20 protein-coding genes are annotated in these 21,226 nt (G+C 72.3%); 6 read left to right on the top strand and 14 right to left on the bottom strand.

What is annotated here, in order from left to right; translation table 11 throughout:
- Nucleotides 1-96: 96 nt before the first annotated feature.
- Together ACFWI4_RS05770 and ACFWI4_RS05765 are read left to right on the top strand one after the other, a co-directional pair.
- Nucleotides 97-681: a sigma-70 family RNA polymerase sigma factor gene (locus tag ACFWI4_RS05770; RefSeq protein WP_385396578.1), complete on the top strand. Its 585-nt coding sequence runs from the start codon at nucleotides 97-99 to the stop codon at nucleotides 679-681.
- Nucleotides 678-1,430, top strand: coding sequence for an anti-sigma factor domain-containing protein (locus ACFWI4_RS05765; RefSeq protein ID WP_387191365.1), 753 nt, complete (start codon nucleotides 678-680; stop codon nucleotides 1,428-1,430). The genes ACFWI4_RS05770 and ACFWI4_RS05765 overlap by 4 nt, the downstream gene beginning before the upstream one ends.
- 153 nt (nucleotides 1,431-1,583) lie before the next feature.
- Here the strand turns inward: ACFWI4_RS05765 and ACFWI4_RS05760 are convergent, their stop codons facing one another.
- The 5 genes from ACFWI4_RS05760 to ACFWI4_RS05740 all read right to left on the bottom strand — a co-directional run bounded on the left by ACFWI4_RS05760 (nucleotide 1,584) and on the right by ACFWI4_RS05740 (nucleotide 7,430).
- A complete protein-coding gene (locus ACFWI4_RS05760) occupies nucleotides 1,584-2,390 on the bottom strand; it encodes a DUF1295 domain-containing protein (protein ID WP_387191363.1) in 807 nt (268 codons plus the stop codon).
- On the bottom strand, nucleotides 2,387-3,655 hold the full coding sequence (locus ACFWI4_RS05755) for a class I SAM-dependent methyltransferase (protein ID WP_387191361.1): 1,269 nt from the start codon (nucleotides 3,653-3,655) through the stop codon (nucleotides 2,387-2,389). The genes ACFWI4_RS05760 and ACFWI4_RS05755 overlap by 4 nt, the downstream gene beginning before the upstream one ends.
- Nucleotides 3,652-4,383: a DUF1365 domain-containing protein gene (locus tag ACFWI4_RS05750; protein ID WP_387191359.1), complete on the bottom strand. Its 732-nt coding sequence runs from the start codon at nucleotides 4,381-4,383 to the stop codon at nucleotides 3,652-3,654. The genes ACFWI4_RS05755 and ACFWI4_RS05750 overlap by 4 nt, the downstream gene beginning before the upstream one ends.
- Nucleotides 4,380-5,705, bottom strand: coding sequence for an NAD(P)/FAD-dependent oxidoreductase (locus ACFWI4_RS05745; RefSeq protein ID WP_387191357.1), 1,326 nt, complete (start codon nucleotides 5,703-5,705; stop codon nucleotides 4,380-4,382). The genes ACFWI4_RS05750 and ACFWI4_RS05745 overlap by 4 nt, the downstream gene beginning before the upstream one ends.
- A 189-nt stretch (nucleotides 5,706-5,894) precedes the next feature.
- Nucleotides 5,895-7,430 carry an AMP-binding protein gene (locus ACFWI4_RS05740; protein ID WP_387191355.1) on the bottom strand — a complete coding sequence of 512 codons (1,536 nt, stop codon included), beginning with the start codon at nucleotides 7,428-7,430 and terminating at the stop codon, nucleotides 5,895-5,897.
- Between the two features lie 158 nt (nucleotides 7,431-7,588).
- Between ACFWI4_RS05740 and ACFWI4_RS05735 the strand changes: the two genes are divergently transcribed.
- On the top strand, nucleotides 7,589-8,161 hold the full coding sequence (locus ACFWI4_RS05735) for a GNAT family N-acetyltransferase (RefSeq protein ID WP_387191353.1): 573 nt from the start codon (nucleotides 7,589-7,591) through the stop codon (nucleotides 8,159-8,161).
- 29 nt (nucleotides 8,162-8,190) lie between these two features.
- Here the strand turns inward: ACFWI4_RS05735 and ACFWI4_RS05730 are convergent, their stop codons facing one another.
- Nucleotides 8,191-9,645 carry an APC family permease gene (locus ACFWI4_RS05730; protein ID WP_387191351.1) on the bottom strand — a complete coding sequence of 485 codons (1,455 nt, stop codon included), beginning with the start codon at nucleotides 9,643-9,645 and terminating at the stop codon, nucleotides 8,191-8,193.
- A gap of 118 nt (nucleotides 9,646-9,763) precedes the next feature.
- Between ACFWI4_RS05730 and ACFWI4_RS05725 the strand changes: the two genes are divergently transcribed.
- Nucleotides 9,764-10,963, top strand: a complete 1,200-nt coding sequence (locus tag ACFWI4_RS05725; protein WP_387191349.1) for an ROK family protein — start codon at nucleotides 9,764-9,766, stop codon at nucleotides 10,961-10,963.
- 78 nt (nucleotides 10,964-11,041) lie between these two features.
- On the opposite strand, the gene ACFWI4_RS05720 is transcribed toward ACFWI4_RS05725, so the two are convergent.
- Nucleotides 11,042-12,493 carry a hydrolase gene (locus tag ACFWI4_RS05720; RefSeq protein ID WP_387191347.1) on the bottom strand — a complete coding sequence of 484 codons (1,452 nt, stop codon included), beginning with the start codon at nucleotides 12,491-12,493 and terminating at the stop codon, nucleotides 11,042-11,044.
- Between the two features lie 217 nt (nucleotides 12,494-12,710).
- Between ACFWI4_RS05720 and ACFWI4_RS05715 the strand changes: the two genes are divergently transcribed.
- A complete protein-coding gene (locus ACFWI4_RS05715; protein WP_385396556.1) occupies nucleotides 12,711-12,974 on the top strand; it encodes a GlsB/YeaQ/YmgE family stress response membrane protein in 264 nt (87 codons plus the stop codon).
- 467 nt (nucleotides 12,975-13,441) lie between these two features.
- Here ACFWI4_RS05715 and ACFWI4_RS05710 read toward each other — a convergent pair whose 3' ends face one another.
- From ACFWI4_RS05710 to ACFWI4_RS05680, 7 genes are all read right to left on the bottom strand, one after another.
- Entirely contained in the window at nucleotides 13,442-14,218 is a 777-nt protein-coding gene (locus ACFWI4_RS05710; RefSeq protein ID WP_387191345.1) for a GNAT family N-acetyltransferase, read from the bottom strand.
- Nucleotides 14,219-14,384: 166 nt separating this feature from the next.
- Entirely contained in the window at nucleotides 14,385-15,713 is a 1,329-nt protein-coding gene (locus ACFWI4_RS05705) for an MFS transporter (protein ID WP_387191343.1), read from the bottom strand.
- A 445-nt stretch (nucleotides 15,714-16,158) separates the two neighbouring features.
- Nucleotides 16,159-17,109 (bottom strand): catechol 2,3-dioxygenase, encoded by a 951-nt coding sequence (locus tag ACFWI4_RS05700; protein WP_387191341.1) that lies wholly within the window; start codon nucleotides 17,107-17,109, stop codon nucleotides 16,159-16,161.
- 9 nt (nucleotides 17,110-17,118) lie between these two features.
- Nucleotides 17,119-18,207: a 4-oxalomesaconate tautomerase gene (locus ACFWI4_RS05695; protein ID WP_387191339.1), complete on the bottom strand. Its 1,089-nt coding sequence runs from the start codon at nucleotides 18,205-18,207 to the stop codon at nucleotides 17,119-17,121.
- A gap of 66 nt (nucleotides 18,208-18,273) precedes the next feature.
- On the bottom strand, nucleotides 18,274-18,984 hold the full coding sequence (locus ACFWI4_RS05690; protein ID WP_385396546.1) for a 4-carboxy-4-hydroxy-2-oxoadipate aldolase/oxaloacetate decarboxylase: 711 nt from the start codon (nucleotides 18,982-18,984) through the stop codon (nucleotides 18,274-18,276).
- The gene (locus ACFWI4_RS05685; protein WP_387191336.1) at nucleotides 18,981-19,763 is read right to left on the bottom strand and encodes a PIG-L deacetylase family protein; all 783 of its coding nucleotides are present in this window, start codon (nucleotides 19,761-19,763) and stop codon (nucleotides 18,981-18,983) included. Before ACFWI4_RS05685 ends, ACFWI4_RS05690 begins: the two co-directional genes overlap by 4 nt.
- Nucleotides 19,764-19,838: 75 nt before the next feature.
- Nucleotides 19,839-20,489 (bottom strand): GntR family transcriptional regulator, encoded by a 651-nt coding sequence (locus tag ACFWI4_RS05680; protein WP_385396542.1) that lies wholly within the window; start codon nucleotides 20,487-20,489, stop codon nucleotides 19,839-19,841.
- Nucleotides 20,490-20,738: 249 nt separating this feature from the next.
- Here ACFWI4_RS05680 and ACFWI4_RS05675 point away from each other — a divergent pair, with 249 nt between their 5' ends.
- On the top strand, nucleotides 20,739-21,173 hold the full coding sequence (locus tag ACFWI4_RS05675; protein ID WP_387191334.1) for a cupin domain-containing protein: 435 nt from the start codon (nucleotides 20,739-20,741) through the stop codon (nucleotides 21,171-21,173).
- The last annotated feature ends 53 nt before the right edge of the window (nucleotides 21,174-21,226 follow it).

Below are 21,226 nucleotides of genomic sequence, written 5' to 3'. Positions count from 1 at the left end.
GGACGGCCCGCACTTTTCCGGTCCGTGGGCCAATCCGCCGCCCCACCGGCTTCGGATCACATCCGAACCGTCGAAGCGTTCTGGAGGAAGCACACCGTGAAGGAAGCCGTGGAGATCGGGCGAAACCCGTCTGCGGAGCCGGACCTGCCGGATCTCATGGCCCGGGTCGCCCGAGGCGACCAGGAGGCCTTCGCCTCCCTCTACGACGTGGTGGCGGGCCCCGTGCTCGGGATCGTGCGCAGGGTGCTGCGCGACCGGGCGCAGTCCGAGGAGGTCGCCCAGGAGGTGCTGGTGGAGGTGTGGCGGACCGCCGCCCGCTACCGGCCCGAGCGCGGCTCGGTGATGAACTGGGTCCTCACCCTCACCCACCAGCGGGCCGTGGACCGGGTGCGCTCGGTCGAGGCCTCCGCCGCGCGCGAGCACAAGGCCGCGCTCCTCGACCGGACTCCAGAGTTCGACGAGGTCACCGAACAGGTCGAGGCGCGGCTGGAACGTGAGCAGGTGCGGCGCTGTCTGCGCACCCTGACGGAGCTCCAGCGCCAGTCGGTGACGCTGGCCTACTACCGCGGGCTGACCTACCGGGAGGTGGCGGAGCTGCTGGCGACGCCGCTCGGCACGGTCAAGACGCGGCTGCGCGACGGTCTGATCCGGATGCGCGACTGCTTGGGGGTGACGGTGTGACGACGGCCGACCTGCACACACTGACCGGGGCGTACGCGCTGCACGCGCTGGAGGACGACGAGCGCGAGCGTTTCGAGCGGCACACCGCGGAGTGCGGTGACTGCGCCCAGGAGGTCCGTGAATTCGGTGAGACGGCCGCGCGGCTCGGACTGGCCATGACCACCACGCCCGGCCCGGCGTTCAAGGACCAGGTCCTGCGGCGGATCATCACGGTCCGCCAGGAGTCGCCGCGCACCAGGGCCCTCACCGTTCCCCGGACCGTCGGGATCCGGCGGCGCCGGCCCGCGCGGTGGGCGCTCGCCGCCGCTCTGGCCGCCGCGGCCGCGCTGGGCGGTACGGCGGCGTGGCAGCACGAACGCGCGCAGGACGCCCAGGCGCAGGCCCGGCAGGCCGAGGCGCGTGCGGACCAGCTGGCCGCGGTTCTCGCCGCCCCCGACGCGACCTCGCGCACGACGACGCTGGCGGGCGGGGCCCACGGCACGGTCGTCGTGTCGAAGAGCCGCGACCAGGCGGTGTTCATCGCCTCCGGCATGGCGAAGCCCCCGGGCGGCAAGGTCTACCAGCTCTGGTACGACGACGCGGGCACGATGCGGTCCGCCGGTCTGATGGACCCGGGCCGCAGGACCGAGGCCGTGCTGATGGAGGGTTCCGTCGACGGCGCGTCCGGGATGGGGATCACCGTGGAGCCGGCCGGGGGTTCCCCGAAGCCGACGTCCGCGCCGGTGGCCCTGCTGGGGTTTCCCGCCTGACCCCGGGAGGGTGGCCCTGCTGGGGCTCCCCGCCTGACCCCGGAGCGGGTGGCCCGTCCGGGGCCCGGGTCCTGCCGGGGCTCCGCTCAGGGCGTTCGTCCCCTCGGTTCGGGGGAGGGGACGAACGCCCGCCGCGGGCACGGCGGGGACCGGTCAGCGGCGCGGCCTCGGGGGCAGCGGGAAGAAGCCGCTGGTCCGCGCCGCGTACTCGGTGAATCCCGGACGCCGTGCCATATGGCGCTCCAGCATCGGCTTGCCGCTCCCGTTGATCAGGAGATAGCTCATCACCAGCGGTGAGACGACGGAGACGGCCGCGGCCTGCGGGCTGTCGCAGGCGATCAGGAACAGGCCCCACCAGACGCAGAAGTCGCCGAAGTAGTTGGGGTGACGGGTCCAGCTCCACAGGCCGCGGTCCATCACCCGGCCGCGGTTCGCCGGATCGGCCTTGAAGCGGGCCAGCTGGGCGTCGCCGACCGCCTCGAAGAACAGGCCGACGGCCCACAGCGCGGTGCCGGCCCAGGCGAAGCCCGTGAGGGGCCCCGGAATGTACTGCGCGGCCTGCACAGGCAGCGACACCAGCCACACGAGTGCCCCTTGCAGCAGGTACACCATGCGCAGGGCGTACAGGTCACGGCTGCCGGGCGCCTTGGCGAGCATCGCCTCGTAGCGGGGGTCCTCGCCGTGTCCCCGGCCGCGCCGCGCGATGTGGACGGCCAGCCTCAGGCCCCACGCCGCGGTGAGGACCGTGACGAGCACACGGCGGGCCCCGTCGCCCTCGCCGGCGGACGCCAGGAGGGTGACGAGGGCCACCGCGGTGAAGCCGATCCCCCAGGCGACGTCCACGATCCGGTGCAGGCCCCTGCGGACGGCGACCGCGAACGTGACGAGCATGACGGCGAACGCCGCGCCGGCCGCGGGAGCGAGGTTCTGGGCGAACGCTCCCCAGGGGAATCCGCTCATGGGGTGGGGGCCTCCTTCTCGAACAGGTACTGCTGCACGTCCAGGTAGCCGGAGCGGAATCCGGCCTCGGAGTAGGCGAGGTAGAAGGTCCACATCCGCCGGAAGGTCTCGTCGAAGCCGAGCGCGGCGACCTCCGCGGCCCGCTCGGTGAACCGCTCGCGCCACAGCCGCAGGGTCTCCGCGTAGTGCGCGCCGAAGCCGTCCCGGCGGACGGTGCGCAGGGTCGTGTGCGCGCGGGTCACCTCGTCCACCGCCTCCACGGAGGGCAGCAGCCCGCCGGGGAAGACGTACTTCTGGATCCAGGTGAAGGTGTCGCGGGAGGCGAGCATCCGGTCGTGCGGCATGGTGATGGCCTGGAGCGCGACCCGGCCGCCGGGGGCGAGCCTGGCGTCGAGGGTGGCGAAGTAGACGGGCCAGAACTCCTCCCCGACCGCCTCGATCATCTCGACGCTGACCACGGCGTCGTACGTCCCGACGGCCTCGCGGTAGTCGCACAGCTCGATGCTCACCCGGTCCTCCAGGCCGGCCGCGCGGACCCGTTCGCGGGCCAGGATCCGCTGTTCCCGGGAGAGGGTCAGCGAGGTGACGTGGGCGCCGCGCGCGGCGGCGCGGATCGCCAGCTCGCCCCAGCCGGTGCCGATCTCCAGGAGCCGTGTGCCGGGGCCCGCTCCGACGAGGTCGAGGAGCCGGTCGATCTTGCGGTGCTGGGCGTCGGCCAGCAGGTCCCAGGAGGCGGGGAAGCCGCGGAACAGGGCCGACGAATAGCTGAGGGTGTCGTCGAGGAAGAGCGCGAACAGGTCGTTGGACAGATCGTAGTGGCGGCTGATGTTGTCGCGGGCGCCCGTGGGGGTGTTGCGCTGGACGTCGGGGCGGCGCATCGCCCAGAGGCCCCGCAGCTTCTGGAGCGGTGCCGGGATCAGCCGGGCCGCGTTGCCGGCGAGCACGCTGAGCACGGCGACCAGGTCGGGGGCGTCCCACTCCCCCGCCATGTAGGACTCGCCGAATCCGACGAGGCCATGGGTGCCGATACGGCGGTGGAAGGCGTCCGGGTCGTGGATCTCCATGACCGGCCCGCCGAGGCCGGCGCGGGTTCCGTCGGCGAACCGCGCCTGGAGCGGCAGGCGTTCGAGTGCCCGGCGCACCAGGGAGCGGGTGACGGCGGTACGCGCCCACGAGGACGGCGGCGGTGTCACGACGTCCGGCATGCGGGGCGGGTCGGTGTCCGGCCGGGACGCCTCGACGGGGCGCGACTCGGCTGTCGTCATCTCACGTTCTCCTGGGCTCGTCGACGGGGGCGGGGCTGCACGGGCAGGCCGCGCAGATAGAGGCGGACGCCGTGCAGCCGGATGGCGGCGGACACGGCGAGGGTGGACCACGGGTGGCGCAGCGCCTGCCGCAGCAGCGCGCCGGTGGTCGCCTCCCTGCGGGTCCCGCGTACGGTGGCGGTGAACGGACTGGTGCCCGCGCGATCCAGACGGACCGTCAGGTCGAGCCGCTCTCCGGGCTCGGGAAGGCGCATGCGGTAGGCGCCGTCGACCGGGAAGAACGGCGACACGTAGAACTCCTTGCGGGTGCGCGCGGTTCCGCCCCGGTCGGGGCGCAGCAGATAGGAGTGCCGTTCGCCGTAGGTGTTGTGCACCTCGGCGACGACGCACACCGCGGTGCCGTCGGGCTCGTGACACCAGTACAGGGTCAGCGGGTTGAAGACATGGCCGAGGACGCGTGCGTGGGCGAGCATCTGCACCGGTCCGCCGCGCAGGTCGACGCCGTGCGAGGCGAGGAAGCGGTCCAGGCCCGCCCGGATGCTCGGCTGGTCGCCGTCGAAGTGGTCCCGGGGATCGAAGCGGGCCAACGGGCGCAGCGGGTACGGCAGTCGGGGCGGGCGGTCGGGGTCGGTCAGCCACATGTAGGTGCGGTGGCGCAGCCGGTACCGGGTGGGTTCGGTCCGCACGTGGACGACCGTGCAGGGGTAGAGGGCGGGGGCATCCGTCACCACGCCACCCCCAGTGCCGCGGCCGCCTCGACGCCGGAGCGGCAGCCGTCCTCGTGGAAGCCCCAGCCGTGGTAGGCGCCGGCGTACGCGGTCACCGGGCTGTTCAGGGCGGGCAGTCGGCGTTGGGCGGCGACCGACTCGGGTGTGTAGACGGGGTGTTCGTACTCCATGCGGGCCAGGACCTGGGCGGGGTCGACCCGGTCCTCGCCGCCGAGCGTGACGACGTAGGTCTCGGGCGCGTCCAGGCGCTGGAGCCGGTTCATGTCGTAGCTGACCCTGACCCGGTCGGCGTCGGTCTCGCAGTCGGGCATCAGGTAGTTCCAGGAGGCCCGTGCCCCGCGGGCGCCGGGGAGCAGCGTCGTGTCGGTGTGCAGGAGGGTGGTGTTGCGCGAGTAGCGGAACGTCCCGAGCACCTCGCGCTCCGGGCCGGTGGGGTCCGCGAGCAGCCGCAGTGCCTGGCCGGGGTGGACGGCGATGACGACGGAGCCGTACGAGTCGGTGGTGCCGTCCTCGGTGGTGATGTCGACCCCGTCGGCGTGGCGGCGCACGGCCCGGACCGGGGTGGAGGTGTGCACGGCGTCGAGCTCTTTGGCCAGCCGGTCGACGTAGCTGCGGGAGCCCCCGGTGACCGTGCGCCACCGGGGTGATCCGCCCACCGAGAGCATGCCGTGGTGGTCCATGAAGCGGAACAGGTAGGCGGCGGGGTAGAGGCGGGCCGTGGCCGTGTCGCAGGACCAGACCGCGGAGACGAGCGGGGTCATGAAGTGCCGGGTGAAATAGGGCGAGAAGCGTTCCCTGGCGATGAACTCGCCGAGGGTGAGGGTGTCTTCGCCGCCCTCGGCCAGGAGGCGGCGGGCGGCGCGGTGGAACGCCGGTACTTCGGTGAGCATGCGCAGATAGGCCGGGCGCAGGGCACTGGCCGGGCGGGCGAACAGCCCGGCGGGGCCCCGGGCGCCCGCGTACTGGAGTCCGCATCCCTCGCACCGCACCGACATGCTCATCTCGGACTCCTGTGTGGCGACGCCGAGTTCGGCGAAGAGCCGCAGCAGGTGGGGGTAGGTGCGGTGGTTGTGCACGATGAAGCCCGAGTCGACGCGGTGCAGGCGTCCGTCGGACGAGGTGAGGTCGTGGGTGTGGGCGTGTCCGCCCAGCCGGTCGTCCGCTTCGTAGAGGACGACGGGCCTCTCCTGGCTCAGCACGTACGCGGCGGTGAGCCCGGCGACTCCCGCGCCGATCACGGCCGTGCGCCTCAGCGCCCCGCTCCGGTGCCCTCCGGTGGTTCCGGCGTCACCGTCCGGAGCCTCCGCCGACCTGCGCCTCATCGGTTCCTCCCGCCCGGCTCCCGTTCGGAGCCCTCGGAGGTATTCCGGAGCAGGGGCCCGTTCGGATTGGCCCGGGCACGATCTTCCGTCGGCCGGACGGGAAACGCGGGACGGCGAGCGGATCGGGGTACGGAACGTGACCGGGCCGCCGCGCCGGGTGACGGACGCGGCGGCCGGTGGCGGGAGCGGTCAGTTGACGTCCCGGTCGTGTCCTTCCCAGTACGGCCGGCGCAGTTTGTACTTCTGGAGCTTGCCGGTGGCGGTGCGGGCCAGCTCCTTCCGGAACTCGACCGAGGTCGGCGCCTTGTACCCGGCGAGGCGCTCCTTGCAGTAGCCGATCAGTTCGCTCTCGGTCGCCTCGGTGTCGGGGGCGAGGACCACCAGGGCCTTGACGGTCTCGCCCCACTTCTCGTGGGGGACGCCGATGACCGCGACCTCGGCGACGGCCGGATGGCTGAAGAGCGTGTCCTCCACCTCGATGGAGGACACGTTCTCGCCGCCGGTGATGATCACGTCCTTCTTGCGGTCGCTGATCGTCAGATAGCCGTCCTCGCCGATGGATCCGCCGTCGCCGGTGTGGAACCAGCCGTCGGCCAGGGCCCGTTCGCTCTCGGCGGGCTGTTCCCAGTAGCCCTCCAGCACGACGTTGGAGCGTGCGAGGATCTCGCCGTCGGCGGCCGTGCGCAGGGTCACGCCCAGCGCGGGGGCCCCGGCGCGCACCAGTTTCTCCGCGCGGGCCTGCGGGTCGAGTCCGTCCCATTCGGAGCGGGTGCGGTTCACAGTGAGCAGGGGCGAGGTCTCGGTGAGGCCGTAGATCTGGATGAACTCCCAGCCCAGCAGGGACTCGACGCGGGCGACGGTCCTCGTCGGCGGCGGCGCTCCGGCGACGATGATACGGACCCGGTCGCGGCCGGGGATCTCGCCGTCGAAGGACTCGGCGGCGGCCAGCACCGCGTTGACGACGGCCGGGGCCGCGCACATCACCGTGACGCCGTGTTCGGCCACCCGGCGCAGGATCTCGGCCCCGTCGACCTTGCGCAGCGCGATCTGCGGGACTCCGAGGCCCGCCATCGCGAACGGCATCCCCCACCCGTTGGCGTGGAACATCGGCAGGGTGTGCAGGTACACGTCCCGGTCGGTGACCCCGGCGTGCAGCGCGAAGGTCGTGGCGTTGACCCAGATGTTGCGGTGGGTGATCTGCACGCCCTTGGGCCGGGCCGTGGTGCCGCTGGTGTAGTTGATCGTCGCGGTGGCGTTCTCGTCGGCGTCCCAGGGGCGGGGTTCGGTGCCGAAGCGGTACAGCTCGGTGTCCGCGGCGGCGCCGAGGGTGAAGCGGTGTTCGCAGGCGACCCGGTCGAAGCGGTCGGTCAGTTCGGGGTCGACGAGCAGGACGCTCGCGCCCGAGTGCTCCACGATGTAGCTCACCTCGTCGGCCGTCAGACGGAAGTTGACCGGTACGAGGACCCGGCCGTGTCCGCTGACGCCGAAGAACGAGGTGAGGAGTCGGGCGCTGTTGGGCGAGACGACGGCCACGCGCGCGCCGTGCGGGACGCCCAGCGCGTCGAGCCCGGCGGCCTGGGCCCTGGCCAGTTCGCCGACGCGGCGGTAGGTCAGACCCTGCCAGGGCTCTGCCGGCTGGTCGGGTTCGTCGACCACGCCGAGGCGGTCGCCGTACACGGTGACGGCGCGGTCCAGGAAATCAAGGGCTCCGAAGGGGACGAGCATCACGGCCTCCCGGCGATCGGACGATGTCCCCTTTCTATCCTGGCCCGGCCCCCGCGCATCCGGGGAACACCCGATCGGTCACCGCCCGTGACGTCCGGATCCATGTGCGTGTCCTCGCCTCCTTGGTCTTCGCCCGCCCGGCACGTCACGATCGTCCGATGGACAGCCGACCGACGTTCGACTTTCCCCGGCCGCTGTGCCTCGGCGGGCTGGGGCTGCACCTGCGCGAGTGGTCCGACGACGATGTCGCGGATCTGGTCGCGCTCTACGACGATCCCGAGATCGACCGGTGGACGCCGGTCGTCTCGCCCTTCGACACGGAGGCGGCGCTCGCCTACCTCGCGGCGGCCGAGCAGAAGGCCGCCGAGAGGCGGGGCGTGCAGCTCGCCATCACCACGGACGGGGCGCGGCCCCGGGGCGAGATCCTGCTGTTCCCCGGCACCGCCGACGACCGTGACGTCGAACTGGCCTACGGCGTGGGGGCCGCTTACCGGGGCCGGGGGCTGGCGACCCGGGCGGTCCGGCTCGCCGTGGACTTCGCCCACCGCCGCGTGGGCGGCCGGCGTGTGGTGCTGTGCATCGAGGACCGGAACGCGGCCAGCGAGGCCGTCGCCCGGGCGACGGGTTTCGTGCTCACCGACGACGAGCCCGTGGTCCGTACGGCGAAGGGCCGCGAGGTGGTCCTGCGGACCTGGAACCACGTCCGTGGCGACGGCCGGCCCCCCGGCTGAGGGACCGCCCCGGCCGGGGGGACGCCCGTTCACGCGTCGGCGGGCTCGGTGTCCGGGGCCTGGTCGGTCAGGTACTCCTCGGCGACCTCCTTCGGGCCGAAGGGCCACACCTTCTCCAGCCGGGCCCAGACGACGAAGGCGATCAGGCCGAGGGCGACCCAGGCCAGCGACCACTCGATGGGGTGGCGGCCCGGTGAGTTCCGGTCCGCGTATCCGTAGATGGTGAGCCAGCCGGCGAGGGCGAGGAAGCTCGGCAGCGGGTAGAGCCACATCCGGTAGGGGCGGCGCAGCCCTGGCTGCCTGGCCCGCAGGACCGACAGGGCGACGACCTGGGCGAGCGCCTGGACGATCACCATGACGGTGGTCAGCAGCTGGATGAGGGTGGCGAGGTCGGTGTGGCGGCCGATCAGGAACCCGATCGCCGTGATGACGCCCATGGTGGCCAGACCGAGGGTCGGGAAGCGGTGCCTGGGGTGCAGTCTGGCGTAGGGGCGGAAGAACACACGCTCGCGTGCGGCGTCGTAGGGCACCCGCGAGCCGCCGAGCAGCCCGGTGAAGACCGAGGCGAACGCGGTGATCAGGATGAGGACGGTGACCGTGTCGGCGGCACCCTTGCCCCAGGTCTCCTCCATGACCGCCGAGGCCACCGAGGTCGAGGCGATGTCGCCGGGGTCGGTCATCCGCTTCCAGTCGATGACGCCGAGCGTGCCGATCTGGAGCAGCAGGTAGATCGCCATGATGCCGAGGATCGAGTAGATGATGGAGCGGGGCAGGGTGCGGCCCGGGTCCTTGATCTCGGCGCCCATGTACGCGGTGGTGTTGTAGCCGAGGTAGTCGTAGATGCCGATGGTCAGGCCCGCGGCGAAGCCGACCCAGAAGTGCCCCGTGGACAGCGCGAAGGCGTGGGCCGGGTAGGTGAAGGCGCGGGCGGCGCTGAAGTCGGTGGCAGCGGCGACGATCACGAGACCGACCGAGGCGATCATCACGGTCCACATGACGGCGGTGATGCGCGCGATGTGCTCGATCCCCCGCCACAGCAGCAGGACGACGAGGGCGACCATGCCGAGTCCCACGAGGTCGCCGGTGGTCCGGCTCATGCCGGGGGCGAGATAGCCGAGGTACTGGACGAAGCCGACCACGCCGGTGGACATGATCAGCGGGATGAAGAGCATCGCCGTCCACACGAACAGGAACGGCATCAGACGCCCGGTGCGGTACTGGAAGGCCTGGCGCAGATAGACGTAGCTGCCGCCGGAACCCGGCATGGCCGCGCCGAGTTCGGCCCACACGAGCCCGTCGGCGAGTGCCAGCAGGGCGCCCGCGACGAATCCGACGACGGCCTGCGGACCGCCGAACGCGGCGACCATGAGCGGGATCGTCACGAACGGCCCGATGCCGCACATCTGGCTCATGTTGATGGCGGTGGCCTGGAACGGGCCGACACGGCGGACGAAGCCGCCGGGGGGTGGCGGGGTACTGGACACGGATCCTCCTCGGGACGGGACGCGCGCGGAAGTACGAGGTGCCCTCGGCTCGCCCGGCGAGGCCGACTGGGCGATAAAGTTAAGGAGCCTTACTAAGCGCGTCAAGGGGGTGTCACGAATGAACGGGAAGGGCGCGGAGCCCGCGGGCGATGACAACGGGCAGCCCGAACAGCCCTGGAACCGGGGCCGGTTGCGCAGTGCCAACGAACGGCTGCTCCTCGGCCGGCTGCGCTCCGGGGGCGCCGCCTCGCGCGCCCAGCTCGCCCGCGACACGGGCCTGTCCAAGCCGACGGTCTCCAGCGCGCTCGCCGCGCTGGAGGAGGCGGGACTCGTCCACGAGGTCGGCACGCTGGCGCCCGGACGCGGCCGGGTCGCCGTCCTGTACGCCCCCGACCCCGCCGCCGGGTACGCGCTGGGCATCGACATCGGCCGCGGCTGGCTGCGCGTGGCGGTGGCCGACCTGGACGGCGCGGTGGTCGCGCGCGCGGACGTACGCAACCGGGCCCGTACCTCCGGGGCCATGGCCGAGCTGGTGGTCGCCACCGCCCGCCGGGTCGTCGCCGACTCCGGTGCCGGGGAGCACGAGGTGGCCCACGCGGTGGTGGGCACACCGGGCGTGTACGACGAGCGGGAGGGCCGGGTGCGGTACGCGATGCACCTGCCCGGCTGGGGACGGGCCGGCCTGTTCGACCGGATGCGCGAGGAGCTGGGCGTCCCGCTCGAGGTGCACAACGACGCCAATCTCGCGGCGCTCGGCGAGTACACGTACGGGGCCGGCGCCGGGAGCAGGCTGTTCGCCTACATCATGATCGGCACCGGTCTCGGCATGGGCGTCGTCAGCGAGGGACGGCTGTTCACGGGGGCGCACGGCGGGGCCGGCGAGATCGGCTTCCTGCCCTGGCCGGGCCGGCAGACGCCCGGGACCCTGGAGGACGCGGTGTCGGGCGAGGCGGTCGTCGAGGCCGCCCGGCACTTCGGCATGACCGGACCGCTGACCGCGAAGGCCGTCTTCGACGCGGCCCGGGAGGGGCGGGGTCCTGCCGTCGAGGCGGTCCGCCTGGAGGGCGAGCGGATCGCGTACACGGTGGCGGCCGCGACGGCGGTCCTCGATCCCGATCTGGTGGTCCTGGGCGGCGGGGTCGGCCACAGCGTCGACCTGCTGCTGCGGCCCGTGCGCGAGACGCTGCGCACCCTCACCCCGCTGCGCCCGAGGATCGTGCCCGGCCGTCTGGGCGAGGACGCGGTGCTGCTGGGCGCGGTGGCGACGGCCCTGGGGACGGCGCGCGAGGTGGTGTTCGAGCGCAGGTCGGCCCCGTGACGCGGGGCGGATCCCGGCGGCGGAACGGCACGAGGGGCGGACCCGTGACGCGGGCCCGCCCCTCGTCCGGAATCCGGCTCAGCTCACGTTGAGCGCGGTGTCGTCGAGCACGAACGACGTCTGGAGCGTGGAGCCCTCGACGCCGGTGAACTTGATGGTGACCGTCTGCCCGGCGTACGTGGAGCCCAGGCTGAACGAGCGCTGCGTGTACCCGGTGGCCGCGTTCAGGTTCGAGTACGTGGCCAGGGTGGACAGCACGGTGCCGCTGCTGTTGACCACCTGGGCCTTGAGGGTGTCGTACGCCGTGGTCGTGGTCGTCTCGGCCGTGTCCACGTGCAGATAGAAGCTGAGGGTGGCCGAGCAGCCCGAGGGGATGGTCACGGCCTGCGAGAGCGTGTCGGTGGTGGCCGTTCCGTAGCCGTCGAGCCAGGCCTTGTACGAACCGGTACGGGCCGCCTCGCTGGTGCTGGTGGTGATGACACCGCTGCTGGCGGTCCAGGACGTGGCGCCCGACTCGAAGCCCGGGTTGGCGAGGAGCTGGGCGGCCGTGCAGGTGCCGGTACCGCCGCCACCGCCACCGCTGCTGGTCGTGCCGGCCAGCCAGTCGGTCGCGTTGAGGGCGAGTGCGGCGTCGTTGGCGCCGGTGTCGTTCCAGCCGTCGTACAGGGTGTTGCCGGACTGGCCGGTGCCGTCGTCGATCGGTGAACTGTCGCCCCAGAAGGCGACCTTGCCGCTGCCGAAGGTGCTGGTCACGAAGAAGGCGCCGGTGTTCCCGGAGTAACCGGTGCGGTAGACCAGGCCCTTGACGGCGGAGTTGTCGGCCGGCTTCAGAGTGGCCGTGGTCCCGTCGGCGATCAGGCTCTTGGACACCGTGCCGAACGAGCCGTGCAGGACCGCGTTGGTGCTGTCGCTGATCGCGGTCGGGTAGTCCGAGCTGACGTCCAGCGTGTCGATGGAGAAGCCGAACGGGTCGGTGCTGTCGACGCTGTTGTTGGTCATCAGGTCGTTCAGGATCTCGACCGCGTCGTAGCCGTCGCTGTTGCGGTCGGCGCCGGTGTGGTCGGAGATCATGAAGAGGCCGCCGCCGTTCTTGACGAACGTCATGATGGCGGTCTTCTCGGCGGTGGTGAACAGCGTGTTGGGCTCGGGCAGCACGAGCTCGTCGAAGTTCGCCAGGTCGGTCGCGGCGCTTCCGCCGTAGGTGAGGCTGGAGCCCGAAGGCAGCGTCTTCAGGCTGTAGTTGCCGGTCTTCTGAAGGGCCACGCCCCAGGAGGACAGGGCGCCCGTCCAGGAGGTCTCCGAGGTCGGGCTGGAGTTCTGGCCGAGCGGATCGGGCTGGCTGGTGGAGATGATCCAGTCGGCGTTGCCCGCGGTCTCGGCGTGACCGTTGTCGAACAGCACGCGGTGGGTGGTGGCCGCGTGTGCGGGTGTCGCGTCCGCGGTGACGTGCAGGGCGGCTGCCGTGATCAGCAGTCCGAGACCGGCGAGTCCCGTGGTGAGTCTGTGGCGGAATCCTCTTGGACCGAGCATCCGTCAAACCTCCGTGAAAGGTGGGGAGATAGGGGGTTCGAGCGCCAACTCTGCGCGCGTAGACCGAACATGGGGGGATCTACACGCGTTGAACGATTGAAAGGTACATGGCATTTCGGTGGGGAACCATCAAGCGAAGGCAATAACCGGAAGGGACTGCACCAGGCCCCAGCGGGCAGATGCAGTACAGCGAGGGGACCGACCAGGAGGGGCGGAGATGGAGATCTCGGGCGTCATCAGTGCCATCGTCATCGGCATCGTCATCGGTGTACTGGGCCGGCTCGCCGTACCGGGGCGTCAGCGCATCGGCATCCTGTGGACGATCGTGGTCGGCATCGTGGCCGCGTTCATCGGGTCGGGGATCGCCGCCGCGTTCGGCGTCGCCGACACGAAGGGCATCGACTGGATCGAGTGGCTCATCCAGATCGGCCTCGCCGCGATCGGCGTCGCGGCACTGGACCGGACGAGGGGTCGCCACTGAGCGGCGCGCACGGGCCGGGCCCGGTTGTACGGGCGGGGCCGGACCGGCTGTGCGGGCGCAGGCAGGGCCCGGCTGTTCGGGCGGGGGCCGGACCGCCCCAACGGGCGCAAGCCCCGCTGAACGGGCGGGGCCGGGCCCTGCCGGACATGCGAGGGCTCGGGCCCGGCCGAACGGGCGGGGGCTCGCGGCTGAACGGGCGCGGCTCGCGACTGTTGGCGCGGGCCCGGCTGAAGGGCCCTGCTGAACGGCTCGGCTGAAGGACCCTCCTGAAGGGCTCGGCATCGGCCGGGCCTCGGCCGGGTCCGGTGACCTCGTGGCCCGCTTGCGTCAGGGCTCAGGGGATGTGCGGGTCGATGAATCCGCTCGCGCCCGCCGGAAGGCTCCGCCTCGTGGTCGTACCGGTACGACGGACTGGGGGCCCGCGGACATGACATGACCCCCGGCCGCGACCGCCGACCGGGCCGGCGTCACCCCTCGTAGAGGTAGGGCGTCGTCGTGGTGAGCGGCTGGAAGCCCAGGCGGGCGAGGATGGGGCGGCTCTGGGCGGAGGCGTCGACCTGCACGTAGCGGTAGCCGCGTTCGGCGGCGACCCGGGCGCGGTGGGCGACGAGCGCACGGTAGATGCCCCGGCCGCGCCAGGCCTCGATCGTCCCTCCGCCCCACAGCCCGGCGAACCGCGCCCCCGGCAGGAGTTCCATGCGGGCCGCGCTGACCGGGACGTCCCCCGCGAGCGCCACGACGGCCACGACCGTGTCCGGGTCGCCGCTGAGCTGGGCGAGCAGTTGGTGGCGCAGCAGGGTGCTGTCGCGGCCGAAGGCCTGCTCGTGGACGTCTGCGACCATCGCGACGCCCGCGCGGTCGGTGACGGGGACGAACCGCACGCCCTCCGGCGGCTGCCCGTCGAGGGCCAGGCCGCTCAGTTCCGCGACCATCACCGTCTCCTCGGGCTCGGCGGTGAAGCCCGCGGCCCGCAGCCGCTGTCCCAGGTCCACCGGCCGGTCGTGGCCGTACAGCTTCCACTCGAAGCCGCCGCCGAGCCCGGAGAAGAAGCGCACCTGTTCGGCGATCGCCGCGTCGGCGCCCGCCGCGTCCAGGCCGGACCAGAGCACCGCGTTCCAGCCCTTGTCGGCGCCGACCTGGCGCACCACCTTGCCGACGCGCTCGATCCGGGCACCGGGCGCGTCGGGGCGCGCGCCCTCCCGCATGTCCCGGTCGAACAGCGCCAGCACCGCATCGTGATCCATGGGGTCACTCCAGCACCCCGGGACGAACGGGGCAACGGGAATAAGCGGCCCCCGGCGCCGGCGGGAGACCTCACGGACCGCCCGCTCCCGCGCCCCTGGCGAACACGAGGGCGTCCGGGCGGTCCCCTGGTCGGGCCCGCCCGGACGCCGTCGCGTGCCGTCCCGGTCAGCCGGTGGCGGTCAGTTCGGGCTGGGGTGCGGGGCTCGGGGGTGCCGTCCGGACACGGGGCAGGCCGGTCAGGCCGACGAAGACCAGGGAGAAGACGCCCGCGAGGGCGAAGGCGGTGAAGCCCGCGGTCGTCGAGCCGGTGGCGAGGAGCTGCCCGCCGAGCCAGGGGCCGAACACCGCGCCGAAGCGTCCCATCCCCGAGGTCCAGCCGACCGCGGTGGCGCGGCTGTCGTCCTCGGAGCGGTGCGCCACCGTCGCGTAGATCATCGCCTGGGCGCTGAAGAGGAACAGGCCGGTCAGGAACACGACGGTGTACGTGAGGGGCAGCGGCATCTTGACGCTGAGGGAGTAGACGCCGACGGCGGTGGCGCCGAACCAGATCGCCGAGATCAGCGAGCCGCCGAACCGGTCGGTGAGCCGGCCGCCGATCAGCATGCCGACGATGCCGCCGAGGTTGATGACGATGACGAAGCCGATCGAGGAGCCGAGGTCGTAGCCGTTGGCCTTCATCAGGGAGGGCAGCCACTGCGAGACGCCGTAGACGAGCAGGAGGCCGCCGAAGCTGGCGATCCAGAAGAGCAGGGTCTGGGCCCAACGTCCGCCGCGGAACAGGGCGTTGAGGGCGCCGAAGCGGTCGGCCACGGCCTGGCGCCCGGCGGCGCGGGCGGCGAGGTCGACGCCGTAGCGGTCGGCGAGCGCGCGGGCTTCCCCGGTGCGGCCCTTGGCCTGGAGGAAGGCCATCGACTCGGGGAGGAACGCGGCCGCCAGCGGGACCCCGATGAACAGCGGTATCACGCAGATCCAGAAGGAGACGCGCCAGTCGCCCGTCCCGAGCGCGACGAATCCGGCGACGATCCCGCCCGCCTGGTGAGCGGTCATCAGGGAGCCGACGATCAGGGCTCGGTGACCCCGGGGGGCGTACTCGGTGACCATGGTGATCGCGCTCGGCAGCAGACCGCCGAGGCCGAGGCCGGCGAGGAAGCGCCCGAGGCTGAAGACGCCCAGGCTCCCCGCGGAGGCGCAGACGGCGGAGGCCAGCGAGAACACGGCGGTCGAGGTGATGATCGTCTTCTTGCGGCCGACCCAGTCGCTGACGGTGCCGGAGCACAGGGCGCCGATCAGCATGCCGAAGGTGGCGTACGAGCCGACGTCGCCGGCCTTGCCGGGATCGATGCCCAGCGCCTTCGTCTCCAGCATGTGCGGCAGCACGGAACCGTAGATGAACATGTCGAGGCCGTCGAAGAGGACGACCAGCCAGCAGAGGCCGACGACCAGCGCGGCCAGTCTGCCGCCGCCGCGAGCGGGCAGGGCGAGGGAGGAGGACATCGTTGTTTCCTCTCGTCCAGAGGTGGGGGCCCTGGAAGCGGTTCGGGGGTGCGGGCCGGGCGCGGCTCGTACGGCCGGCCCGAAGGTGCAACAGACGCTAAGAAGTGAACTCCCAGAGTGTCAACGCTTTTGTCAACAATCCAGGAAACGATCGGGCCACCCTCCGCGACCGTCGCACAGGCGGCTGAGAGGCAGGTGAAAGCACGTGCTGGCGGCAGCCTGCCGGTGCCGCCCGCACGGGTGCGCAGGCCGGATATGAGTGCTCAGCCGTTCGCCCGGGAGGGCGCCGCGGTGGCGGTCTCCCGGGAACGGTCGTCACGGGGACGGTCGTCACAAAGCCGGTCGACACGGGACGGCCGACACGGGGACGGCTGACACGAGGACGGTCGTCACAGGGTCGGTCGACAGGGAACGGCCGACACCGGGACGGCTGACACGGGGACGGTCAGCCGATGGGCGGGGTCCCGTGGGTGTGGAACGACTCGATGGTCTTCAGCCCCCAGGCCTGGCCCTTCTTCCGCTCCTCCTCGGTCCAGGTGATCAGCGGCCAGTCGGGCGCCAGGACGAGGCGGGTGAGCGGGTTGCACAACTCGACACGGTTGCCGCCGGGTTCGTACACGTACAGGAAGAACGTCTGCTGGATGGCGTGCTTGTGCGGTCCCGTCTCGATGAACACGCCGGTGTCCAGGGCGAGATCGGCCGCGCGCAGGATGTCCTCACGGGTGTCCGTGGCGAACGCGATGTGGTGCAGGCGTCCGCTCGAACCCGTCCAGTCCTCGGTGTACACGACGTCGTACGACTTGTTGCTGAAGGTCAGCCACTGGGCCGCGATCCGCCCGCTGTCCAGCCGGATCTGCTCGGTCGGGCGGGCCCCGAGCGCGTCGCGGACGAAGTCACCGTTCGCGGCGACGTCGGAGGCGAGGTAGTTGACGTGGTCCAGGCGCCGTACGCCGACCCCGTGCCCGGGTTTGGCCTGCGGCTGGTTCTTCAGCCCGGGTTTGAGGTGGTCCGGCGCCCGGTACCACTCGCTCTCCCAGTACAGGGCGAGTTCGTGGCCGTCGGGATCGGTGGTGACGTAGAGCGGACCGATCCCGGGCTCGTCGTGCACCCAGCGGCCCTCGCGGCCGGCGCCCTCGATCTCCTTGACCCGGCGGTGGAGGGCCTCCTCGCTGGAGGCGCGCAGGGCGGTGCGCCGGATGCCCGAGGTGGTGTGGGCGGTGAGGGTCAGACTGTGGTGCTCGTAGTCGTCCCAGGTCCGCAGGTGGACGGAGTCTCCGGAGCGGCCGTTCTCGGTCAGGCCGAGGTACTCCGTGAAGAACCGGACGCTGGCGTCGGGGTCGGGGGTGAGCAGTTCGACGTGCCCGAGGTGGGCGATGTCGCCGAGCGGCGGGGCCATGGGGCCTCCTCAGGGTTGGTGTGCGGCTCCGGCCGGCCGGGGGAAGACCGTGCCGTCGAAGATCTTGCGTGCGGTGCGGACGACGGCGGTGCGCCGGGCCACGGGCGGGCCGTGCCCGGGGCCGTGGTCGACGCCCGCCTCGATGTCCAGGAATCCGGTGGGGTGTTCGATACGCAGCCGGTCGCCGCGTCCGGGCAGGCGCGCCACGGCGTGCCCGACTCCCCCCTCCACGCGCAGCCCGGCGGCCACGCTCGCGGCGCCGAGGACGCCGATGGAGGTGTGGCAGCGCACCGGGATGAAGGTGCGGGTCGTGACGGCCCCGCCGTCGCGGGGCGGGGCGAGCAGGGTCAGCTTGGGCACGGTCGCGCCCTCGACGTCCCCGAGGCCCATCAGCTTCCCCGCCTCCAGACGGATCGCGCGGAGACGGCCGGCCAGGGCCGCGTCCGCCTCCAGGTCCCCGGGGGTCTCGTACCCGGTGACGTCCAGCGCGGCCGCCTCGATCAGCACGGTCGGCATGCCGTTGTCGACGCAGGTGACGGGCGTACCCGCGACCAGGTCCCTGGCACGGCCGGTGGGCAGCAACGGGGCGCTCCCCCGCGGGAATTCGATCACCACGGGCGCCGCGGTCCCGGGTACCCCGGAGATCGCGGCGTCCCCTTCGTAGACGACCCGGCCGCCCTCGGTGGGGAAGGTCGCGAGCGCGAGGTCACCCGAGTTGACCATGCGGATACGGACCGACGTGGTCCCCTCCCCCGGCTCGACGAGTCCGCGTTCGACGGCGAAGGGGCCGACCCCGGCGAGGAGGTTCCCGCAGTTCTGACGGTCCGACATCTCGGCCCGGTCGACCGCGACTTGGAGGAAGAGGTAGTCGACGTCGGCGGCCGGGTCGGCGGAGACCGAGACGACGGCCACCTTGCTGGTCAGTGGATGCGCGCCGCCCAGGCCGTCGATCTGGCGCGGGTCGGGGCTGCCCATCACCCGCAGCAGCAGCCCGTCCCGTTCGCGGGCGTCGGCTGGCAGGTCGCCGGCCAGGAAGTAGGCGCCCTTGGAGGTGCCGCCGCGCAGGAGCATGCAGCGCACCCCCTCGGGGCCCCTCACGTCGTGGCTCCCGCCGCGACGGCGGCCGGGCTCACGGCCCAGCTCCCGCCCGGACACCGGTCCCGGTCACGGCGTGGCCCCGTCCCGTACGTAGTCCTCGTACGACGTGTACGTCACCCCCAGGCGTGCCAGCGTCTCGCGCAACCCGTAGCGGTCCAGGCCGAGTTCGCCGTCGAGGAAGGCGGCCCGGGCGAGCGCCTCCTTGCGCTCGCGGGCCGCGGATGCCTCGGCGGTCTCGCGGGCCTTCTCGCGCGGCACGCGGACCACGCCGTCGTCGTCGGCGAGGATCACGTCCCCGGGGCGGACGATCTGGCCGCCGATCGCCACGGGCACGTTCACGGAACCGCCGGTCGCCTTCACGGTGCCCTGCGGGCTGACGGCGGCGGACCAGGCGGGGAAGCCCATCCCGCGCAGTTCGGCGGTGTCCCGGATGCCCGCGTCGATGACCAGTCCGCGCACACCGCGCCGGTGGAGGGCGGTGGCGAACAGTTCGCCGAACATGCCGTCGGTGGACGGCGAGGTGGTGGTGACGACCAGCAGGTCGCCCTCGCCGCACTGCTCGACGGCCGCGTGGATCATGAGGTTGTCTCCGGGCCAGGACAGCACGGTGACCGCGGTGCCCGCGACCCGGACGCCCTGCTGGATCGGGCGCAGCCCGGTGCCGAGCAGCCCGGTGCGGCCCATCGCCTCGTGCACGGTGGCGGTGCCGTACCCGGCGATCGCCTCGACGTCCTTGGCGTCCGCCCTCGGCGGGCCGGTGACGATCACGCCGCTCATGCCAGCTCCTTCGCGATCTGCGGGTAGGGACGCATGAACGCCTCGGCCATGGTCCTGTGCGGCAGGCCCAGGTTGGGGCCGGCGTTGCGCTTGAGCTGGACACCGCGGCGGACGGCGAGGTCGGTGTAGTAGTCCCACAGGTGCTGCTGGGCGCCGAGGCATTCCATCGCCTTGCGCTTGGTCGCCCACACGTCGGTGATGTCGAGCAGGACCTCGGGCCTGAAGCCGCTCATCTCGGGCTGGTGGGGCTCGAAGTAGAAGACGGGCGGGGCGCCGATGATCTCGCCCTCGCCGGGATAACCGATGGCCTGGGCGAGGACCCGGGCCTCCAGCGCCATCCGGCTGGCGGCGGGGTGGTCGCCGTTGTACGGGTCCTCCGCCGGGTGGGTGAGCACGACGTCCGGCTGGGTCTCCCGGTACACCGTCACCAGCCGGTCGGTGAGTTCGGCGGTGGGGGTCAGCGGGTAGTCGCCGGCGTCGAAGAAGCGGACGGCGGCGCCGAGCGTGGCGGCGGCCTTCTCGGCCTCCTCACGGCGTATCGCCTTGATCTCGTCGAGCCGCTTGCCCTCGCGCCAGGCCTTGGCGGACTCGCCGCGCTCGCCGAAGGTCAGGCACGCGATGGTGACCTTCTCGCCCCGGGAGGCGGCCAGGGCGATGGCTCCCCCGGCCCGCCACACGAAGTCTCCGGCGTGCGCGGTGACGACCAGCGTCGACCGGGGCGGGCGCTCCCCCGGCGGGACCGGGGGTTCGGGGGCGGCGGGCGTGTGGCCGTGCGTCATCGCGGCAATCTCCTTGGTGGACAGGTGGGCGCCCGCCCCGGCCGTCCGCCGTACCGTGCGTCGCCGCGCGGTACGTCAGTCGCGCAGCGCTTCGATCACGCTGCCGAGGTGGGCGCGGACGGCCGCTTCGGCCGCCTGCGGGTCCCTGGCCCCGATCGCCTCGATCATGGCCAGGTGTTCACTCAGGGACTGCTGGGCGCGGCCCGGGCGCAGGGCCAACTGGAAGCGGTGGCGCACCAGTTGGGCGTTGAGCCGTTCGAGGAGCTCCACGGCCGTCCGCTGGCCGGAGAACTCCCTGATCCGGGCGTGCACTTCGTGGTTGAGCTCGGAGTAGGTGACCGGTTCGCCGTCGGCGACCGCCTTGACCATGGCGTCGCCCAGGCCGGCCAGCTCGGCGAGCTGGTCATCGGTAGCCAGGACGGCCGCCTTGGCGGCGCAGAGTCCTTCGAGCGCCATGCGGCACTCGGTGATGGCGACCGCTTCCTCCACGGTCACCACCCGGACGCGTGATCCGCGGTTGCGGATCCGTTCGACCAGTCCCTCCGATTCCAGCTCGATCAGCGCCGCCCGCGCGCTGGCCCGGGTGACGCCGAACTGCTCGGCGAGTTCGTTCTCCACCAGCCGCTGGGCCGGTGCCATCTCTCCGCGCAGAATCGCCGTCCGCAGCTCCGCCAACGCGTGCTGCTTGGCCTGCTCGCCGGTGCCTGGACGGGCTTCCTTCTGCATTGCGCCCTCCCTGAGTGAGTGCCTGTCGAACGTAAATCTAGACCAACAAGATTGTCAACAATTTTGTTCGTCATGTTGCCGACCATGGCGTGGGCGGAACCCGCGGGTCCGGTGACCGGGCACGACGTGAAGCGCCGGACGGGCCCTGCCGCCAACCGCCGCACACCGCTTGTGGCGCGCCGGGGACGGCCCGACCATGAACCTCGTCCGTCACAGCCCGACTCAGCATCGGCCGAAGGGACTCACCGCATGCGCGCCTCGCTCCGCACCGGTCCGGCGGTGTTCGCCGCCCTGTGTCTGACCCTCGTCGCCGCCCCTGCCCACGCGACCCCGCCGGGCCCTGGCGTCAGCGGCAGGGTCCTCGCGCAGACCACCGTCGACGGAACGGACTACACCCTGCGGGAGATCACCGTCCCGCCCGGCCAGGCGACCGGCTGGCACTACCACGACGGCCCGCTCTACGGGTACGTGAAGGAGGGCACCCTCAGCCACTACGACGCGACGTGCGCGCGGGACGGCCTCTACCGCAAGGGCGACTCCCTCACCGAGCCGCCGGGACCCGGCAACGTCCACATCGGACGCAACCTCGGCAAAAGGCCGCTGGTCCTCGACGTCCTCTACGTACTGCCCCACGGCTCACCCTTCTCCGAGGACGCCCCGAACCCCGGCTGCGACTTCCAATAGGCCCCGCCCTCACGGGCGTTCGCCGTGCAGTACGCGCACGGCGGGGCGGCCCG

The organism is Streptomyces sp. NPDC127038, from assembly GCF_042725875.1.
GTDB lineage: Bacteria > Actinomycetota > Actinomycetes > Streptomycetales > Streptomycetaceae > Streptomyces.
This window is presented reverse-complemented; position numbering and strand designations above follow the sequence as displayed.

Bases quoted from the DNA above. Each gene is read 5' to 3' on its own strand.
- ACFWI4_RS05735 (WP_387191353.1), top strand. From the start codon at position 7,589: ATGGACAGCCGACCGACGTTCGACTTTCCCCGGCCGCTGTGCCTCGGC.
- ACFWI4_RS05715 (WP_385396556.1), top strand. From the start codon at position 12,711: ATGGAGATCTCGGGCGTCATCAGTGCCATCGTCATCGGCATCGTCATC.
- ACFWI4_RS05755 (WP_387191361.1), bottom strand. From the start codon at position 3,655: ATGACGACAGCCGAGTCGCGCCCCGTCGAGGCGTCCCGGCCGGACACC.
- ACFWI4_RS05705 (WP_387191343.1), bottom strand. From the start codon at position 15,713: ATGTCCTCCTCCCTCGCCCTGCCCGCTCGCGGCGGCGGCAGACTGGCC.
- ACFWI4_RS05700 (WP_387191341.1), bottom strand. From the start codon at position 17,109: ATGGCCCCGCCGCTCGGCGACATCGCCCACCTCGGGCACGTCGAACTG.
- ACFWI4_RS05675 (WP_387191334.1), top strand. From the start codon at position 20,739: ATGCGCGCCTCGCTCCGCACCGGTCCGGCGGTGTTCGCCGCCCTGTGT.
- ACFWI4_RS05685 (WP_387191336.1), bottom strand. From the start codon at position 19,763: ATGACGCACGGCCACACGCCCGCCGCCCCCGAACCCCCGGTCCCGCCG.
- ACFWI4_RS05680 (WP_385396542.1), bottom strand. From the start codon at position 20,489: ATGCAGAAGGAAGCCCGTCCAGGCACCGGCGAGCAGGCCAAGCAGCAC.
- ACFWI4_RS05760 (WP_387191363.1), bottom strand. From the start codon at position 2,390: ATGAGCGGATTCCCCTGGGGAGCGTTCGCCCAGAACCTCGCTCCCGCG.
- ACFWI4_RS05725 (WP_387191349.1), top strand. From the start codon at position 9,764: ATGAACGGGAAGGGCGCGGAGCCCGCGGGCGATGACAACGGGCAGCCC.
- ACFWI4_RS05690 (WP_385396546.1), bottom strand. From the start codon at position 18,984: ATGAGCGGCGTGATCGTCACCGGCCCGCCGAGGGCGGACGCCAAGGAC.
- ACFWI4_RS05710 (WP_387191345.1), bottom strand. From the start codon at position 14,218: ATGGATCACGATGCGGTGCTGGCGCTGTTCGACCGGGACATGCGGGAG.
- ACFWI4_RS05745 (WP_387191357.1), bottom strand. From the start codon at position 5,705: ATGAGGCGCAGGTCGGCGGAGGCTCCGGACGGTGACGCCGGAACCACC.
- ACFWI4_RS05720 (WP_387191347.1), bottom strand. From the start codon at position 12,493: ATGCTCGGTCCAAGAGGATTCCGCCACAGACTCACCACGGGACTCGCC.
- ACFWI4_RS05740 (WP_387191355.1), bottom strand. From the start codon at position 7,430: ATGCTCGTCCCCTTCGGAGCCCTTGATTTCCTGGACCGCGCCGTCACC.